The sequence below is a fragment of the Chitinophaga silvisoli genome (assembly GCF_003412465.1).
Taxonomy (GTDB): Bacteria; Bacteroidota; Bacteroidia; order Chitinophagales; family Chitinophagaceae; genus Chitinophaga; species Chitinophaga silvisoli.
Map to the genome: position 1 here is coordinate 501185 of NZ_QTJV01000002.1, position 18049 is coordinate 519233.

17 protein-coding genes are annotated in these 18049 nt (G+C 44.9%); 2 read left to right on the forward strand and 15 right to left on the reverse strand.

Annotated features, from left to right (window positions below; all coding sequences use genetic code 11):
• Nucleotides 1-185 precede the first annotated feature (185 nt).
• The gene (locus DXN04_RS08150) at nt 186-446 is read left to right on the forward strand and encodes a DUF2024 family protein (protein ID WP_116852832.1); all 261 of its coding nucleotides are present in this window, start codon (nt 186-188) and stop codon (nt 444-446) included.
• 66 nt (nt 447-512) lie between these two features.
• Here DXN04_RS08150 and DXN04_RS08155 read toward each other — a convergent pair whose 3' ends face one another.
• The 15 genes from DXN04_RS08155 to DXN04_RS08225 form a co-directional block, all read right to left on the reverse strand.
• Complete coding sequence (locus tag DXN04_RS08155) at nt 513-725, reverse strand: hypothetical protein (RefSeq protein ID WP_116852833.1); 213 nt, start codon at nt 723-725, stop codon at nt 513-515.
• Between the two features lie 86 nt (nt 726-811).
• Nucleotides 812-1381, reverse strand: a complete 570-nt coding sequence (locus DXN04_RS08160) for a DUF420 domain-containing protein (protein WP_116852834.1) — start codon at nt 1379-1381, stop codon at nt 812-814.
• A gap of 96 nt (nt 1382-1477) precedes the next feature.
• Complete coding sequence (locus DXN04_RS08165; protein ID WP_158568908.1) at nt 1478-2158, reverse strand: SCO family protein; 681 nt, start codon at nt 2156-2158, stop codon at nt 1478-1480.
• 223 nt (nt 2159-2381) lie between these two features.
• The gene (locus DXN04_RS08170; protein ID WP_116852836.1) at nt 2382-2798 is read right to left on the reverse strand and encodes a cytochrome C oxidase subunit IV family protein; all 417 of its coding nucleotides are present in this window, start codon (nt 2796-2798) and stop codon (nt 2382-2384) included.
• Between the two features lie 44 nt (nt 2799-2842).
• On the reverse strand, nt 2843-3517 hold the full coding sequence (locus DXN04_RS08175) for a cytochrome c oxidase subunit 3 (protein ID WP_116852837.1): 675 nt from the start codon (nt 3515-3517) through the stop codon (nt 2843-2845).
• Nucleotides 3518-3548: 31 nt separating this feature from the next.
• Nucleotides 3549-4106 carry a cytochrome c oxidase subunit 3 gene (locus DXN04_RS08180; protein WP_233525538.1) on the reverse strand — a complete coding sequence of 186 codons (558 nt, stop codon included), beginning with the start codon at nt 4104-4106 and terminating at the stop codon, nt 3549-3551.
• A 31-nt stretch (nt 4107-4137) separates the two neighbouring features.
• Nucleotides 4138-5046 carry a heme o synthase gene (gene cyoE, locus DXN04_RS08185; RefSeq protein WP_116852839.1) on the reverse strand — a complete coding sequence of 303 codons (909 nt, stop codon included), beginning with the start codon at nt 5044-5046 and terminating at the stop codon, nt 4138-4140.
• Nucleotides 5047-5161: 115 nt separating this feature from the next.
• Entirely contained in the window at nt 5162-6997 is a 1836-nt protein-coding gene (locus DXN04_RS08190; RefSeq protein ID WP_116852840.1) for a cytochrome c oxidase subunit I, read from the reverse strand.
• A gap of 123 nt (nt 6998-7120) precedes the next feature.
• Complete coding sequence (locus DXN04_RS08195) at nt 7121-8158, reverse strand: cytochrome c oxidase subunit II (protein ID WP_116852841.1); 1038 nt, start codon at nt 8156-8158, stop codon at nt 7121-7123.
• A gap of 71 nt (nt 8159-8229) precedes the next feature.
• The gene (locus tag DXN04_RS08200) at nt 8230-9438 is read right to left on the reverse strand and encodes a quinol:cytochrome C oxidoreductase (protein ID WP_116852842.1); all 1209 of its coding nucleotides are present in this window, start codon (nt 9436-9438) and stop codon (nt 8230-8232) included.
• 41 nt (nt 9439-9479) lie between these two features.
• Nucleotides 9480-10145 (reverse strand): c-type cytochrome, encoded by a 666-nt coding sequence (locus DXN04_RS08205; RefSeq protein WP_116852843.1) that lies wholly within the window; start codon nt 10143-10145, stop codon nt 9480-9482.
• 78 nt (nt 10146-10223) lie between these two features.
• Nucleotides 10224-10826 (reverse strand): DUF3341 domain-containing protein, encoded by a 603-nt coding sequence (locus tag DXN04_RS08210; protein ID WP_116852844.1) that lies wholly within the window; start codon nt 10824-10826, stop codon nt 10224-10226.
• A 58-nt stretch (nt 10827-10884) separates the two neighbouring features.
• A complete protein-coding gene (gene nrfD, locus DXN04_RS08215; RefSeq protein WP_116852845.1) occupies nt 10885-12372 on the reverse strand; it encodes an NrfD/PsrC family molybdoenzyme membrane anchor subunit in 1488 nt (495 codons plus the stop codon).
• A 129-nt stretch (nt 12373-12501) separates the two neighbouring features.
• Nucleotides 12502-15609, reverse strand: a complete 3108-nt coding sequence (locus DXN04_RS08220) for a TAT-variant-translocated molybdopterin oxidoreductase (protein WP_116852846.1) — start codon at nt 15607-15609, stop codon at nt 12502-12504.
• A gap of 129 nt (nt 15610-15738) precedes the next feature.
• Nucleotides 15739-17013, reverse strand: a complete 1275-nt coding sequence (locus DXN04_RS08225) for a c-type cytochrome (protein ID WP_233525540.1) — start codon at nt 17011-17013, stop codon at nt 15739-15741.
• Nucleotides 17014-17446: 433 nt separating this feature from the next.
• Here DXN04_RS08225 and purN point away from each other — a divergent pair, with 433 nt between their 5' ends.
• Nucleotides 17447-18013 carry a phosphoribosylglycinamide formyltransferase gene (gene purN, locus DXN04_RS08235; protein ID WP_116852849.1) on the forward strand — a complete coding sequence of 189 codons (567 nt, stop codon included), beginning with the start codon at nt 17447-17449 and terminating at the stop codon, nt 18011-18013.
• The last annotated feature ends 36 nt before the right edge of the window (nt 18014-18049 follow it).

The window sequence follows — 18049 nt, forward strand, 5'->3', positions numbered from 1 at the left end:
TTATTTAAGATCAATTTAATTCCTCATTTATTATAATCTAATAATAAAATTATTACCCTGATATTTACTACTTCATTTCCCTGAGTAATTGTTCGTCAATAGGAAGTTAAAAATTTCATGTCGTATATGCACCTCCCTACTTTTGTGCGACCTAAATAACTGTTATTGATTTTAATGTCATATCCATGGAAGTTGCTATTTTTGACACCTATGTGAAACGCCGGGAAGGAGGCTATATGCACTTTGACATCATTGTCTCCGCCGATACTAATTACGAAAGCGTCCTCACTTTCGGCAATGCTTATCTCAAATCGCGTTCACTCACTGCCCCCATTATTTCTTCCCGCGACTGCAGGTTCTGCCATATGCAGGAAACCGTTCCATCCTGGGAGAAGAATATCCAGCAGCAAGGTTACCACATTTATGAATTAGAAGGTTGCAGATAATGCTGTAACACAAAGGGCTGACCATTGCTGATCAGCCCTTTGTTTATTATGAATTTGTAATAGTAATTATGCCTGTTGCCTGTTATTCCTGTAATAGCGGAAACCCAGGAAAGCGATAATAATGAGTGGCGTTACTGCCAGCATTAAAATACCTGCATTCAAACCCTTTGCAGGGCCTTCTCCCAGTTGCTGTGCCGTCTTGGTACAAAGAGAACACTGTGCCATGGTATTGATGCTCAGGGCCAGGAGTACAACTGCTATTTGTCCAATCTTTTTCATACCACAAATTTACTGATTAAAATTGCATGTGCCTTAGACACAGGATTTAAAAAGAGGAAGAAATTTAATTCTCCCCGTGCACCAGATCAATAATAAGGAGAGATCATGATATACACGATTACGCCGGTCACCGCTACGTAAAACCAGATGGGCCAGGTGATGCGTGCTATCTTCTTATGCTTCTCAAAATTATTCTGAAACCCGCGCAGCAAGGTAAACAGTACAAGTGGTACAATGATCCCGGCCAGCACAATATGTGTGATCAGAATGAAGAAATAAACATAGCGCAGGCTGCCTGCTGCTGCTTTCTCTGCTTCTGTTACAATGTAGTCATGGTTTACATCACCATACATAGTAGACTTCACAAAAAAGTGATAGGTCACATACGATACCAGGAAGATGGCAGACAATGCGACTGCAATCAGGTTAGCAGTTTTGTGTGCTTTAATCTGCTTCATCCTGATAAAATACAGACTTGCCAACAACAACACTGCCGTAGCTGAATTCAATGCTGCGTGAAACAAGGGCAATACCGTCACATTGAACCCTGCTTCCATATGCTGGCGCGGCATGAACATGAGGAGTGCCACTACTACCGGTATTGCTACTGATACGATTGCAATAGGCAGGTTTAGATTTTTGTTTGTAAGACTCATATCAGGATATTTAAAGCAAAAAAGTGAAATGGAAACGCTCATGCTTAGCGTCTGCACATTTCACTTTCTTACTTATTTTTCATTTTTATAATTTTCTTATTCAGTGCCTGGATTAAAGATCCTTTTCAGGAAAGGAGGACGGTTCTTTGCTTTTTCCAGGTGTAATACTGCGATATCATTTGCAATCTGGCGTACCACATTGCTGTCGGTGCCATCATAGTAGCCCCTGATATGGCGATCCTTGTCCAGCAGGATCAGTTTCTCGGTATGAATAAAATCATCCGGTCCGCCATCACCTTCTGTTACACTCACGAAAAACTCATGTCTGGCCAGATCATAAATATCTTTCTTATTGCCAGTGAGTAACCACCAGTTATCAGGATTGATATTGCGTTTCAGACCATATTGGCGCAGTGTCTCTGACGAGTCCCTTTCAGGATCTACTGTCAGCGACATCAGTTGCAGCAAAGAGTCACTCTTGATATACGCTTTTTGTAGCTTCTCCAGATTTGCCATCATTTTTGGGCAAATGCTGGGACAGGAAGTAAAGAAGAAATTCACCAGCACCATTTTGTGGGGCATATCGTGCAGGGAAACCTGCTTGCCCATCTGGTTGGTAAAAGTAAAATCCTTTACCGTATGGTATACTGTATCATACGTTGTCTTCCCATCTTTCTTCACAGTATCTACACGCTCCGCGATATAATAGCGGGGGAGTGGTACTGCATCTTCCCGATAGTGATCTACTATCAGGTAGCCCACCAATGGCAACAGCACGGCGAGTACTAATCCTAAAAGTCCTTTCTGTGTGATGGCGTATGGTATTAATTGTGAACAAAAAATTACGCTTTACAATATCCGCATCGCTGGGGACAATGTAAAGCGTAATAGTATAAAAGTCGTTATTAACTCATTTTCGATTTTAAAGCCGGCAGCAGGCATAAACCACTAACAGGCAATTTTTCTCAAAATACTAAATGAGGAAATACCAGCTATATGATTATTCGTGATGTCCCTCTCCGTGCTCTATAACCTGTACTTTTTCAACTGGTTTTGGAGTACCAGGAGCCAGGTTTTTACGCATATTCTTCCATGAATCACCATCTGCCAGGAAGGCGATGATAAACCAAACGAACAGCAGCAAAGGCATCAGAATGGTCATGATCAGGTTCTTGATCTCGTGACCCAGGTGCATGAATTCAGCTACGATAAAGAATGCCTTCACGATGGTCAGACCAATGAAGATAGAGTTTACCAACAGCTTTGGAGGAAAATGTGTTTCCAGGTGGATCAAAGCCAGCGCGATTTCAACAACCGTGATGGCTAATAGAATCCAAAACGTTTTCCAGATAGTCTTAGTGGAGCTATCCGCTACATGAACATCGTGACCAGCGTCTGTATATGTTGTATTTGACATGTGTTCTCTTTTTAAAATTCCAATTTACTAATTTCTCAATCCGATTAGAGCAGGTAGAAGCAGGTGAATACGAATACCCAAACCAGATCTACAAAGTGCCAGTACAGACCAACTTTCTCAACCATTTCGTAGTGCCCTCTGTTCTCGTAAGTACCTTTCAGTACGTTGGACAGGATCACAATGTTCAATACTACACCGGAAGTTACGTGCAAACCGTGGAAACCTGTGATTGTAAAGAAGAAGTTAGTAAAGTTGCTGGTAGCAGCAGTACCATCAGCATTTACAAAAGGATTACGACCCCACCATGCACCTTCATGATACAGGTGTGTCCACTCCCATGCCTGACAGCTCAGGAACGCAATACCACCAATGATAGTCCAGATCAGCCATTTAGCCACATCTTTCTGACGACGCTGATGACCAGCATGTACCGCCAATACCATGGTTACAGAACTCATGATCAAAATGAATGTCATCAAGCTCACGAATCCCATTGGAACATTCGCATGTCCCAAACCAGGGAAAGAACGGAACACCTCATTTGGGTCAGGCCATGAAGTACTCATGAAACGGATGGTTCCATATGATATCAACAATGCTCCAAAGGTGAAAGCATCTGACAACAGGAAGTACCACATCATCAACTTACCGTAGCTCACATTAAAAGGAGAATGTCCCCCGGACCACCATTTTTTCTTCGCTGTAACTGCTGTATCCATTGTTTGTTTTGTAAATTAATTTTTAGAAAGTTTATCTGGCGATACTCAGAAAAATCAGAAGGTAAATCCACAAAATGTCTACAAAGTGCCAGTAAGTAGAAGCTACCTCAATCGGAACTGAACTGTAGCTCAATACTTTGGTTCTGAAGGCTCTGCCAAACAAGACCAGCAAAGCGACCACTCCACCCAGTACGTGCAGCAGGTGAACGCCTACTATCACATAAATAAAGGAAGCAGAAGCAGGGCCATTTAAAGGCAGTCCTCTCTGTGCCATTTGTGAAAACCCAATCCACTGGCAAACCGCAAAAGCTATTCCTAATACGGCGGTCAGCGTGATCAGCTGTTTGTATGCCTGCATATGTCTGTTTCTGAACTGCTTTACAGCCATCTGAACAGTTAAGCTACTGGTCAGGATTACTGCTGTACTCGCCCAGAAAATCATAGGCAGATCGAAAGTGACCCAGTTTGCTTGCGATCGCTTTACAACATACGCGCTGGTAAAACCAATAAACATCATCGTAATACTCCCCATAGCAATCCAAAGGGAATATTTGTGTGGATGGATTTTTTTGCGTTGTTGTAAACTCATTGCCTGCATCACTATTTTGTCTTTAAACTTATTAAATGTTATGCACTTTATCTGCCAACAATGCCAGTTGCATGATGGTGAGGTAAATGTAAGAACCGAACATCAGCTTACGTGCTGCGGGTGCATCACATTTCCTGTACAGATTGATTGCACGGTAAAGGAAGAAGAGGGTAGCCAGCAATACGATGATTGCAGAAATACCACCACTTACTCCTAAGAGGTAAGGAAGAAAGCCCAGCGGGATCAGGAGGAATGTATACATCACTGCCTGAATAGCGACCATCCTGTTTGGCTCCGAACCGTTTGGTAATAATTTGAAACCGACAGTTTTATAGTCATTATGTCCAATCCATGCAATTGCCCAGAAATGAGGGAACTGCCATACGAACTGAAGTGCATATAAAGACCAACCGCCAGCGCCCAATTCATTCGCTCCTGCAGCCCAGCCAATCAAGAGCGGCATTGCTCCGGGAATACCACCTACCAGTACGGCCATTGAATTCCATTTCTTCCATGGCGTATAGATAAATGCATACACCACCAGCGATAAGAGGCTCAGACCAGCGCTCAGCCAGTTGAATGCCCATGCCATGATCAGTACACCGGAGATAGCTGTTGCAAAAGCGAGCACCCTTGCTTCATTTTCAGACACACGACCTGATGGCAGGGGCCTTACGGCTGTACGCTTCATCAGTTTGTCTGTCTCTACCTCGATTAACTGATTGATGGTATTTGCTGAGCCGGAAACTAATAAACCACCGGCAAATAATTCTACGATTTTTATCAACGAAAACTCCACTCCCGGTACCAGCAGGTAGCCTACTACGCTGGAAAACACAACCATGAAGGTCAGATTAAACTTCATTAGCTGAGAATAATCCTTCACCTTACTGGCTACAGCATACGACAACGATAATTTTATGGAGTTTTCTCTAATCATTTCTTAGTCCAATTCTGTGAGGTGCGCGCTCACAGGGGTCCAAAAATATCAATCTTCACATTTGGTTTGAAGCTGCCCTCCCTTTTAGCGGGGGAGGGCAACCGGCAATTCATTATTAGTGACCGCCGTTAGCTTGTTCTTCCGGAGACAGCGGAGTAGTCTGAGGAATGAAGTCATGACCATCCTTGCTGTAATCGTAAGCCCAACGGTGAACTTCAGGGATTTCACCAGGCCAGTTACCGTGACCAGGATTAATCGGCGTAGTCCATTCGAGGGTCGTTGCATTCCAGGGGTTCTGTGTTGTTAACTTACGCCCCTTGAAGATGCTGTAGAAGAAGTTAAATACGAACAGGAGCTGAGTAGCGAATACCAGGATCACCACGATAGAGATGAAGTGGTTCAGGTCAGCGAACTGTTTGAATGACTCCCAGGTAGAGTAGTCATAATATCTTCTTGGCATACCCACCAGACCTTCATAGTGCATTGGCCAGAAAATCAGGTAAGCACCAATCAGTGTGATCCAGAAGTGGATATAAGAAAGTGTGTTGTTCATGTAGCGGCCAAACATTTTCGGGAACCAGTGGTATACACCGGCGAAAGTACCGAAGAAGGCAGATACACCCATTACTATATGGAAGTGCGCGATTACAAAGTAAGTATCGTGCAGGTGAATATCGATAGAGGAGTTACCCAGCCAGATACCTGTCAGACCACCGGAGATGAATGTGCTCACGAAACCGATAGAGAACAGCATACCAGGAGTGAAACGGATGTTACCTCTCCAGATCGTAGTGATCCAGTTGAACACCTTAATCGCAGATGGTACCGCAATCAGCAATGTCAACAGTACGAAGAAGGCACCAAGGAATGGGTTCAGACCAGTTACGAACATGTGGTGCGCCCATACCAGGAAGGCCAGGATAACGATCGCGAACATGGAACCAACCATCGCCAGGTAACCGAAGATAGGTTTGCGGGAGTTAACCGCCATTACTTCAGATACCATACCCATTGCAGGGAGGATGATGATGTATACTTCAGGGTGACCCAGGAACCAGAACAAGTGCTGGTACAGGATTGCAGAACCACCTTCGTTGCTCAGTGCTTTACCATTTACGAACAGTTCGCTCAGGTAGAAGCTGGTGCCACCGTGGCGGTCGAACAGCAGCAGGATGAAGCCTGACAGTAATACAGGGAAGGAAAGTACACCCAGTACAGCTGTGAAGAAGAAGCCCCAAACAGTCAGTGGCATCTTGGTCATAGTCATACCTTTGGTACGCATGTTCAGAATAGTAGAGATATAGTTCAGACCACCCAGCAGCTGAGATACTACGAACAGCGCCATAGCAGACAGCCAGAGGTCCATACCAATTTTAGAACCGATTGATGCATCGCCCAGTGCACTCAGTGGAGGATAAGAAGTCCAACCACCGGAAGCAGGACCAGTTTGTACGAACAGAGAGCTCATCATCACTACGCTGGCCAGGAAGAAAAACCAGTAGCTCAGCATGTTCATGAAAGGAGAAGCCATATCGCGGGCACCTACCTGCAGAGGAATAAGCAGGTTGGAGAAAGTACCGCTCAAACCGGCAGTCAATACAAAGAATACGAGGATGGTACCGTGCATGGTTACCAATGCATAGTAAGCTTCGTCTGTAATACGGCCACCTTTAGCCCAATGTCCCAGTATGCTTTCCATCCATGGGAAAGTAGCATCGGGGAACCCCAGTTGCAAACGGAACAGTACGGAGAAGAAAGCACCTATGATAGCCCAGATAATACCGGTAATCAGAAACTGCTTAGCGATAGTTTTGTGATCAAAGCTGAAAACATACTTCGAAATGAAGCCGCCCTCATGGTGCTCATGATCGTCGTGACCATGGCCATGATCGTGCGCGTGCGCGCCGTGCATAACCTCCTGTTGACCGTGCAATGTTGCTTCGTTACTCATAATCGGTGCTGTTTATATAAAACTGATGTGCGTTCAGTTTTTCTTACAATTATTTTAAATGTCCTGTGCGTCTTGTGTGCGTCTAAAAAAATTTCTTTCTCTGGCTACAAAGTTACTACTTCACTAGTTTTTAGCCACTGCCTTTTGGGTGCTGTCTGCCGCAGGTGCTGCAGCCGGAGCGGGAGTTGCGCTCTCGTGAGCCACGTCGAATTGAGCTTTTTGTTTTGCAGCCCATGCATCAAATTCTTCCTGAGTTTCTACCACGATGTTTGCCTTCATGGAGTAGTGGCCTTTACCACACATCTGGTCGCAGGAGAGTTCATATACGTAATCAGGATTGTCGGTCTTTTCCTTCATTTCCTTGGTGGTGAACTTTGGAGTTACCCACAGGGTGGTAGGGATACCGGGTACAGCATCCATCTTCATACGGAAAGCTGACAGACCTACGTCATGGATTACATCGCGGGAACCGATGATGAATTTCACTGGTTTGTTTACAACCAGGTGAATTTCGGTTGCCATGAAGTCATCTTTATTCAGTTGATCATCCCAGTCCTGACCTAAAGGATTATTCGCTTCATTGATGTTTTTGAAGAACTTACGACCCAGCTGACCATCTTTACCAGGGTAACGAACGAGCCAGTTGAATTGCTTACCGGTCACTTCTACGATCATTGCATCTTTTGGAGCATCAGAAGTGAGGCGGAACCAGTGTCTTAAACCGAATGCTACCAGGATGGTAAGGGTGATAGCAGGAATTACGGTCCAGATTAATTCCAGTTTATTGTTGTGAGGGAAATAGAAAGCCTTCTGGCCTTCTTTTTCCTGATATTTAAATGCGAACCAGAAAAGGAGGATCTGGGTGATAACGAATACGATACCAGTGATAACCAGTGTCCATTTAATCATGCTGTCGATACCTTCACCCTGTACAGATGCTGATTCAACGCCAATTTTACCTTTCAGTAACTCATTACAGTAGTACACACCTATCAGGCCCACCACCAGGAACACGATCATCAGGAAGCCGTTCACCTTGTTAGATTGCTGGCGCGACTTCTTTTCTCCCTTTAATATCGACACATATTCGCTGGCCTTCGCAATCTGGAAGATGACTACGAATATGAGCACAACTACTAAGACTGCTAAATATCCTGACATTGCTATTTTGAATAATTAAGTTATCTAATGCTTTACGATTTTATCTAAATCTATCCCGGTATTATTGCCAATTAAGCCTGGTGGATAATACTTTCTTTCAGATAAGGGTGGCTCTTTGGAACCAGTGGAGCTTTAGTCAGTTGTCTTGATACCAGGAAGATAATCAGACCAACGAAACCTACACCTATACCCAGCTCGAACCAAGGGAATACCAGGTGCTGGTAAGTACCAGGACCAACCATCTGCCAGAAATCCATCCAGTGACCACAGATGATCAGCACAGTGATGAAAGTCATAGATGACCAGTTACGTTTAGTATCCTTGCTCATCAGGAACAACAGCGGAGTGATGAAGTTGATGATCAGGTTCAGGAAGAAGATAGGTCTCCACTCACCCCACAGACGAGGTTTGAAATAAATAATTTCTTCAGGCATGTTAGCATACCAGATCAGCATATACTGGGAGAACCAGAGGTAAGTCCAGAAGATACTGAAACCGAAAGCCAGTTTACCCAGGTCATGCAGGTGTTCTTCGCTTACATAAGGCAGGTAACCATTACGTTTCAGGTAGATCACCCACAGGGCGATCAGGGAGATACCGGATACCCAGCTGCTCACGAAGGTATACCAGCTATACATAGTAGAGTACCAATGTGCGTCGATACTCATTAACCATAACCAAGGAGTAGTAGAACCTACGCTCAGTGCATAGATAACTACGAAGCCACCGCACATTACAGTATTTCTCCAGAGAATGCGTTTACCGCTATCTTTGGAAAGACCCCAACCATCTTCTTCGATGGACATGTTGCGGAGCTTGATAGTGAACAGGATCCAGAGACCAATAGTGATCACTGCTGCTACTATAAAGAAAGTTGGATTCAGGAATGCTGCTTTCCAGCTCAGGATCGGATCGTGAGCTACGTGTTCTTTATCAAGCCAGTGGTAGATATGACCTTTCTGACCATAAATCAGGAACAGCAGAATTACGAAAAAGATACCACCCAATACAGGAACAGCCATTGAGATAGCCTCCGGTACGCGACGGAAGGCAACCTGCCAGCCACCATGTGCCAGGGTAGTAGCACCAATAAAGAAGGTACTGGCTAATACTACAAGTAGAAAGAAAGAGCTGTTCTGCAGGAGGCCAGCCCAGAAACGTGTGGAGCCATGCTCACCACTAAATGCGAAAATTCCGATCAACAAAGTCAGCAAGCCAATTCCTATTAACACGAAGCTGGTCGTCTTTAATCTTGCCGGTACTACAAATTGGTCCTTCATTACTGTATATTAAAATACTTAATTAATGCTATTATATTCAATTACTTGTGTGCAGTGCTATCCGATGTTGGAGCTGCTGCTGTTGCAGCTTCTGCAGGTGCAGGTGCTGCTGCAGGTTTAGTATCACCATCTACCAGGGTAGGAGGGTTCGCACCACCATTCTGTACACTGCGGATATAAGCAGCAATTTTCCAACGCTGTGTTCTGTCCAGCTGGCTGGCATAGCTACCCATCACGTTGTAACCATAAGTCATTACGTGGAACAGGCGACCTTCAGTGTAGCTGGCTTTTGCACCACTAGCCAGGTTAGCAGGAGCAGCTACATAAGGACCAGTTCCGTCCTTATACAGTGGACCATTACCATCCAGCTTAGTACCGTGGCAAATACCGCAGTAAATATTGAATAAACGTTTTCCTTCCTCCAGATCCGCTTTCGCCAGAATCAGTGGATTTTTAACACCGTTAGCTAACGCAGTATCTTCTGCTTTCAGATGGTAAGGCAATAACTCTCCTCTCTTCACGGTGCCATCTACAGGTTTCATAGATGATACCTTCTCGTTATAGAACTCATAAGCACGGGATTCATACATGTCAGGCATGTAAATCCTTCCGGGCTTTCTGTTATTCTCTCCCCTGTTGCATGATACCGATACCAAAGCTCCACTTACCAAAGCAGCTGCGATCAATATGTTGGAAGTCCTTTTCATCTGTTTATTATAATTCAAGCTTATATTCTGTATACTTTCCTGTAAGTCTGCTTTACAGGGAAGTTTGAAATCGTTGTTTTACGCGTTTACAGTTGCAGTCTCAGCGTTTTTGTACAGGGTAGCTTCATCATCCTGATCGAAGCGACCGTACCACCATCCTGCTTCCGCACGCTGCTCGTTTATTTCTAAACCGCCCGCCTGAGCCAGGAGAGCTTTTACTTCTTCAGCGTTTGTTTTAGCAGTTACCTCGATCACCATTACAAACAGGTCATCTGTCTGACGTGGGTGGAAGATGTGTTTTTTCACACCTGGCATCAGGTTACACAGGTAGCAGAAGGTCATTACCATACCTACCGCAGCGAACAGTACTGTCAACTCGAAGGTAATAGGAATGAACGCCGGTAATGGGAAGTGTGGCTTACCACCGATGTTCAACGGCCAGTCTGAATTAAATATCCAGCTCATGCAGGATAATGCTGTTGTAGTACCGCAAACACCATATATGAAACCGGCAGTATGCAGGCTGGTTTCACGAAGACCCATGGCATGATCAAGACCATGCACCGGAAATGGTGTGTATACATCATGGATTTTGTAGCCCGCAGTTCTTACTTTCTTAACTGCCGGAAATAATACCGCCTCATCATCAAAACTTGCTACAACGAAATTTTTAACCGCCATATGTTTAAAAAAATTCTAAGTCTAAAATGTCTATGTCCAGATTTCTTTCAGCTATCAATTAATTGTGAGCTGCATGCGCTACTGCATGACCTGCATGTCCGTGGTCATCATGATGATGAGCATGATCGTGAGCGAATTGCTCATCAGACAATGGCTCAAGTTTCTCCATGTTGTCTCTCTTGAAGCTCTCACCGGTAGTCTTCAGTACGAACTTGATTTCAGCTACTGCGATTACAGGGAAGTATTTAGCAAACAGGAAGAAGCAGGTGAAGAACAGACCGAAGGTACCCATGTAGAAACCAACTTCTGGCCAGGATGGACGATAGTAGCTCCAGCTGGATGGCAGGTAGTCACGGTACAGGGAAGTACAGATGATTACGAAACGCTCGAACCACATACCGATGTTTACAATGATTGACATCACGAATGTTACTACGATGTTTCTTCTCATTTTACGGAACCAGAATACCTGCGGCGTGATTACGTTACAAGTCATCATGATCCAGTAAGACCAACCCAGCGGACCCGCTGCGCGATATTTGTAGAATGTTGCAAACTCGTAAGGAACTGCTGCATACCATGCCATGAAGAGCTCAGTCAGGTAAGCACAACCTACTACGGAACCAGTCAGTACGATTACCTTATTCATGGCTTCCATATGGCCCATGGTAATGTAATCTTCCAGACTCAATACTTTACGTACAATGATCAGCAGTGTTTGTACCATCGCAAATCCGGAGAAGATCGCACCCGCTACGAAGTAGGGAGGGAAGATGGTAGTATGCCAACCAGGTATAACTGAAGTTGCAAAGTCAAAAGATACGATAGTGTGTACAGAAAGTACCAGTGGGGTAGACAGACCTGCCAGTACCAGAGACAGGGCCTCGTGACGCTGCCAGTGTTTTGCAGAACCGGTCCAGCCGAAAGATGCTACACCATACAGCAGCTTGCGCAGTTTGGTCTTTGCCCTGTCACGAACAGTTGCAAAGTCAGGCAGCAAACCTGAATACCAGAACAGCAGAGATACTGTGAAGTAAGTAGAGATCGCGAACACGTCCCAGAGGAGTGGAGAGTTAAAGTTCACCCACAGCGGACCGCGTGTATTTGGATAAGGCAGTACGAAGAACGCCATCCATACACGACCCATGTGGAAGATTGGGAACTGACCGGCACACATTACCGCGAAGATCGTCATCGCTTCTGCCGCACGGTTTACCCCAGTACGCCATCCCTGGCGGAACAGCAGGAGGATTGCAGAGATCAGTGTACCCGCGTGACCAATACCTACCCACCATACGAAGTTGGTAATATCCCAACCCCATCCAATTGTTTTATTCAGGTTCCACACCCCGGTACCGTAATAAACTTCCCAGGTTACGGAGAAAACACCCCATAACAACAATGCTACGGAAATGAAAAAGCCTACATACCACAGTTTACCAGGCTTTCCTTCAATAGGACTGATGATATCTTCAGTTACCTGGTGGTAATTCTTCTCCCCATCAACTAATGGTTCTCTTAGTGTGGATTCGTACTTTAAATGCATAATTCTTTAAGCTTTTACCCCTAACCTTTGCCTGCGCTTCAGAATAAGGAGCTTTTATTGTTCTAAACTTAAAACTTTATCTCTCTGTTAATCTTTCGTTCTCTTTAGCAAAAAGCCAGCTTTCGCTGACTATGCTTCATGATGAGCAGCATGCTCTTCCTTCTTACCTTCAGCTTTCTCAGCATCTTTATTTCTGATCTTAGCCAGGTAGTTGATGGAAGGCAGTACGTGCAGTTGTTCCAGTACATAGTACATTCTGCTCTTCTGCTCTTCGTTACGCACTTTATAGATACGGCTTTCCTTATCGTTCACGTTACCGAATACGATTGCATCTGCGGAACAAGCCAGCTGACAGGCAGTTCTGGCTTCACCATCCTTCAGCGGACGACCAGCTTTCTTAGCAGTCAGTTTAGCATCCTGTAATTTCTGTACGCAGAAAGAACATTTTTCCATTACACCACGGCTACGAACCACTACATCCGGGTTCAGCACCATACGTGTCAGATCATCGTTCATACCACCTACATCGTACAGGTTGTTTGCAAAGCTATCTGCACCATTCCAGTCTCTCCAGTTGAAGCGACGTACTTTGTACGGACAGTTGTTAGCGCAGTAACGGGTACCGATACAACGGTTATAAGCCATCTGGTTGATACCTTCAGAGCTGTGGTTGGTAGCAGCTACCGGACAAACGTTCTCACAAGGAGCATTGTCACAGTGTTGACACAGCATAGGCTGGAACACTACTTCCGGATTGTCTACATCAGTACCGCCAAAGTAACGGTCGATGCGCAACCAGTGCATTTCGTGCGCCTTGATTACCTGCTCTTTACCAACTACAGAAACGTTATTTTCAGCCTGACAAGCTATGGTACATGCACCACAACCGAAACAGGTGTTCAGGTCAATTGACATACCCCATTTAATACCCTGGTATTGGTGAACATCAGGGTAGAGGGTACCATTCTTAACAAAGTTAGAAGTAGTGTCATGAGGATTTTTCGGATCATAACCGAACTGATCCAGTTCTTTCCTGTCTTCATTTACTTCCTCCGGATTCTTGATGAACTCTTCCAGGGTAGTTTCTTTGATGATAGGACGACCTTCGTAACTATTGTGCGTTTGAGTAACACCAATCTCGTAAGTCTGGTTAGTTTTCTCCACTGCAACTTCAGGAGAGTAGAAATCGCGGGTTGTACCGTTGAAGCTTACAAAGTTGTAAACGTTCTTACCTACACCGGCAGCAGCTTTACCTGCGTTAGCGTTGCGGCCATAACCTACTGCGATAGCGATCACTTCAGGATGGATACCTGGCAGGATCAGCAATGGTAACAGAACTTCTTTACCATTTGCTTTTATCTTCAGAACAGTCTTATCATTGTTGATTTCGTAATCATCACCCAGCTCAGAACCGAAGGTCTTAGCCAGTTTGTTGGAGATTACAGCGTAGTTATCCCATGTAGCGCGGGTGATTGGGTCAGGCATTTCCTGCAACCATGGGTTGTTGGCTTCCTTACCGTTACCGATGGCTACTTTTTCGTACAGTACCAGTTCCAGGGCATCTTTACCGCTCTTCTTAATGCTACCGATTTTAGCAGCAGCTTCCGCTACATTACCAGCGAAAGAAGCACCACCTAAAGCAGGAGCAGTAGCTGGTTCGATCACACCATCCTGCAGGGCTTTATCCCATGCTTCCTGGCTACCCAGTTTAGCAATCCACTCATTCTTCAGGAAATCTTCCCAGGCAGTAGTGTTGCCACTCCATGCCAGGAGGGTAGCTTCGAATGCACGTGTTTTGAACAGTGGTGCAATGGTTGGCTGTATGAAGGAGAAATATCCGGTGCGGCCTTCAGCATCACCCCAGCTTTCGAGGTAGTGGTGAGCAGGAGCAGCGAACTTAACGTTCTCGGAAGTTTCGTCTTTGTGAGAGTTAAAGGAAACGGTCAGTTTGGTTTTCTTCAGACCTTCGGTGAAAGCCTGTGCATTGTAGTAGTCGTAGCTAGGGTTTACACCGTAGATGAACAGACCGCCCACAGCACCTGCGTTCAGATCTTTCACCAGTTGTTCCATTTCGCTATCGATACCCTGACGGTAGTTAACAGTAGAGTTCCAGTCGATGGTCGTACCGTTAGCGCCGATCTGGCTGTTGATCGCGTTTACGATAATCTGTACGTTTACATCGTTGGAGCCTGCTACTACGATGGATTTACCATTGTTAGCCAGCAGGGCTTTAGCAGCTTTCTGGATACCATCTGCCAGGCGTTTGTCGCTGATAGCAGGAGCGCTCACGCTGCCACCAACTGCATTCAGCAGGGCCAGGGCAATGTCGCCGGTTTGAGAAGGCTTGTGTGTATATCTTTCGTCAGCATTAGCACCGGTTACACTCATCATGCTCTCGAAGTGGAAATGTTTGCTCATTTCCGGCTTCTTCTCATCGATTTTACGTGTAGCACCGTATTGCTTGCTGTATTCGACAGGGTTTAACCAGGTACCCAGGAAGTCAGCGTTCAGACTTACTACTACTTTGGCATTTTCAAAGTGGTAAGCAGGAAGGGCGCGCTTGCCATAAGAAGCTTCGTTTGCCAGCAGCATACCGGAGTAAGAAACTGCATCGTAAGTTACATGGCGGAAGCTTGGATATTTAGCCTGGAAACCAGCGATTACTTTTTTAGTAGAAGGGCTGATGATGGTAGAAGTCAGCAGTACAATCGGAGCACCTCCCAGACCGGCGAGGGCAGCGCCTACCTGTTTGTCCAGTTCAGACCAGGTAGCCTCAGCGCCTGCGATAGTTGGGAAACGCAGACGGGCCGCATCGTACAGGCTCAGCACTGAACCCTGTACTCTTGCAGTAGAGGATGTACCAGTGATAGAAGACAATTCGTTACCATCCACTTTAATAGGACGGCCTTCGCGGGTTTTCACCACCAAAGGAACGAACTCACCATCAACGGCGTATGTAGAAGCGTAGTAGTTAGGTACACCTGGAGTGATTTCCTCAGGCTTATTTACATAAGGTATTGCTTTCTTCACAGGTATCTCACAGCTGGCAGCGATGGTAGCCGCTGCAGTAGTGAACCCCAGGTATTTCAGGAAGTCCCTGCGTGGGGTAGTAGCATTCAACAGGCTTTCACTCTCCTCAAAAGGCAGATCCTCTCTAAATTCGTTATTCACAATCTCCTGATGTTCCTTGGTATTGTGCAACTCCTCCAAGCCTTTCCAATACTTTTTTTGCTCCATGTTATTTATACTAACGAGTTACGGATTATAATTAGCACTATGAAGAACGATGTATGAAGCTGGTATTATAACGATCTGTATTACGCTACTACTTTGCTTCCTCCACCAGATTTATCTTCACTTCTTATATTAATAGTGACATTTCTGACATTCAGTACCACCGACCATTTCAACAGTTACGCTGTCGATCTTGCCATCTTTTACATCCTGGTGGAACTTCTCGAAAATGCTGTAGTATTTGTTGTCGGCAAACTGCACCTTGGTAGTACGGTGACAGTTGATACACCAACCCATTGACAGGTCCGCGAACTGATGAACTTCATCTTCTTCGGTGATAGGACCATGACAAGTCTGACACTGTTGCTTACCAGCTACTACGTGTTGAGAGTGGTTGAAGTAAACGTGGTCAGGCAGGTTGTGGATCTTAGTCCATGGAATAGGTTTGCCTGGTTTAGTGTAAGCTTTTGCATTAGCATCCCAACCAACATATTCGTACAGTTTTGCGATTTCCGCTGTACCGTTGATCTTCTTACCTTCTGCATTGAACAGATCACCACCACTGTATTCGCTGATCACTTTGTGACAGTTCATACATATGTTTTCTGAAGGGATCATTGCATGCTTACTCTTCTCAGCACCAGCGTGGCAGTACAGACAGTTGATCTGGTTCATACCCGGGTGAACTTTGTGAGAGAAGAAGATAGGTTGCTCAGGCATGTAATCTTTCTGACGACCCAGGCCGATAGCTCCGTTGATAGTGAAGTAACCACCAACCATGAACATAACCAGGATTACCAGCGCGATGTATGCTTTGTTTTTGTAGAAAGGAACAGGTTCCGGAACCGCTACGCCTTCTTTATCAGCAGCAAGTTTGTTCAGGTTGCTGTTGATCTGGAGGAGAATCAATGCTACAACTGCGAGGATGAGGGTAATGATACCAAACAGCAGGCTGTTGTTGGCAGAACCTTCTTCCGGGTTTTGAGTAGGATTTGGATTGGAATTATCCTTACCCTTATCGCCACCGCCCTGGGCTTCCTGTTGTGCAATGTATGCCAGGATATCATCGACATCGGCATCAGATAAACTAGGGAAAGGAGGCATCGAAATCTTGTACTCATTGTACAATGCATTAGCATATTGGTCTCCAGTAGCTAATACAGCTGCTGAGTTGTGGATCCACTGGTGTAATAATTTCTTATCACTCCAACGACCTTCAACACCCGCCAGGGCAGGACCAGTTAGTTTCTTTTGGACATTATGGCAAGATGCGCAGTTGCTCTGAAACAATGCTTTACCCTTGGAAGGATCGGCAGCCCTTACTGAGAAGGAAGCAATCATACCAACGCATAGGACAAGAACACTCACAAAATGCTTACGCATACGGATGGAAACACGACGATACACAGCCTATTTAGTTTAGATTTGACCTTAAGTTTCTTTAAAAAGTGCCAGCAAAAATAAGACACAATATTGACAATTTATCAACAATTATAAAAAAATCTTACTTGCTTCACTAATTCCTTTTCCCTATATATGACGCGGCAAAGCGCGTAATGATCAGATACTTTTGCATGAGAAAAAACATGATAAATGTCATAAACTGCACACCGGTTTCTTAGCTTCCTTGCAAACCTATATATTATCATGTATTGTAATATGGTATAGAGAGGGGTAGATGGTCCAAAGTTGTGCCTCAGGTTTATTAACCTCTTTTCCCCGTGAATAGTTCAAATATACTCCGAAAATTCTGGGATCAGTACAGCCCCTGCCGGACATCTGGCGATATTTATCTAATTTTGCAACTCTTACCATAATTAAAGCAAACAAAAGGATCGTCTTGAAAAATATAGCCATCTTCGCTTCCGGTGCAGGCAGTAACGCGCAAAAGATCATCGACCACTTCAGAGGCTCCGACAAAGCCGCCGTTACGCTCATCCTGTGCAATAAACCCGGAGCCGGTGTTTTTACTATTGCTGAAAATGAGCACATTCCTTCCATATTAATAGAGAAAGAACGCTTTTTTAAAACTGATGATTATATTCAAATCTTAAAGGAAGCAAAAATAGACCTGGTAGTGCTGGCTGGTTTCCTGTGGAAAGTACCTGGTAACCTGGTACAGGCATTTCCTGATCGTATCATTAATATCCATCCCGCCCTGCTCCCTAAATATGGTGGCAAAGGCATGTACGGCCATTTTGTGCACGATGCCGTAATCGCAGCAAAAGAAACTGAAAGCGGGATCACCATTCATTTTGTCAATGAAAAATATGATGATGGTGCTACTATCTTACAGGAACGTTGTACCATCACCCCGGACGATACCCCGGAGACCCTCGCAAAGAAGGTACAGGTGCTGGAACACAAGCATTATCCACTAATTGTGGAACGATTATTGACTTTATAATCAGTCATACTTTCAGCTAAGAAGCTGGTAACTAAA